Genomic DNA, 919 nt, shown 5'->3' with positions numbered 1-919 from the left:
GACACGCGCGAGCGCGAGTCGATCTGCAGATTGCGATGCGCGGCCTCGATCACCACGCTCTCGGTGAGCGCGCCGAAGAAATCGCGGCGGACGTTGCGCTCGGCCGGGCGCGGCCGGATCTCGACATGATGCGAGATCAGCTCCTGGCCGCCGCCGCTTCTCGGCTCCAGCCGCAAGGTGCAGCGGGCGAAGCTGACCGGATTCTCGTATTCGTAGGTGGTGACGTGACGGATGTCGTAGATCACGCCAGCCCCGTCAGCTTTTCCGGCCGGCTGGCATTGGGGCCATGCGGGAAGTAGTGCTGCCCGATCGCCTCGGCGAGGCTGAGCAGATCCTGTTCCAGCGCGAACAGCGTCTTGACCTCGAGCTTCTCGGCCTCAGCCGTTGCAAGCATTGCCTGCATTGCCACCGCAAGCCGTTGCGGCTTCTCGATCAGGCCGTGCTCCTTCAGGCTCGGCAGCGCGGCAATGTGCTCGTTCAGCGTCGTCACCTGGAACGCCACCGAACGCGGATTGTAGCCGTCGAGCACGGCGAGGTCGCGCACCGGCGCCAGGATCGGCGCCAGCAGATAACGCGAGCGGTAGGTGATCTGGCAATCCACCAGCGTCAGCAGGATGTCGAGATCCTCGTCGCCGGCCTCGTCATAGGCGAACTGGCGGGTGAAGCGCGTGGTGTTGATGGCGCGCTCGGTGCGGCGTCCGATGTCGAGGAAGCGCCAGCCGGCGGCGCGGTTCATGTTCTCCTGCGCAAGGCCGGCAAAGCTTGCAAGCTCCTGCAAGGTCAGCTCGGCCGCGCTCAGCACGCTGTCGTCGCCCTCGACCTCATAAGCGAGGCGCTCGGCCATCTCGGTGATGACCTGCCAGGCATCCGGCGACAGCCGCTCGCGCAAGGAGGTCGCGGTGCGCTGCGCCGCGCGCAC

Annotated in this window: 2 protein-coding genes; both read right to left on the bottom strand. The window is 66.8% G+C overall.

Features of this window, described 5'->3' with window-relative positions; all coding sequences use genetic code 11:
- On the bottom strand, window positions 1-245 hold a 245-nt coding region (locus tag MOV74_RS39150; RefSeq protein WP_309486887.1), incomplete at its 3' end, for a transglutaminase N-terminal domain-containing protein.
- Window positions 242-919, bottom strand: a 678-nt coding sequence (locus tag MOV74_RS39145; protein WP_246932962.1) for an alpha-E domain-containing protein, incomplete at its 5' end; no start/stop codon positions are given. The genes MOV74_RS39145 and MOV74_RS39150, both read right to left, overlap by 4 nt.

The sequence above is a fragment of the Bradyrhizobium sp. SHOUNA76 genome, assembly GCF_023006445.1.
GTDB lineage: Bacteria > Pseudomonadota > Alphaproteobacteria > Rhizobiales > Xanthobacteraceae > Bradyrhizobium.
This window is presented reverse-complemented; position numbering and strand designations above follow the sequence as displayed.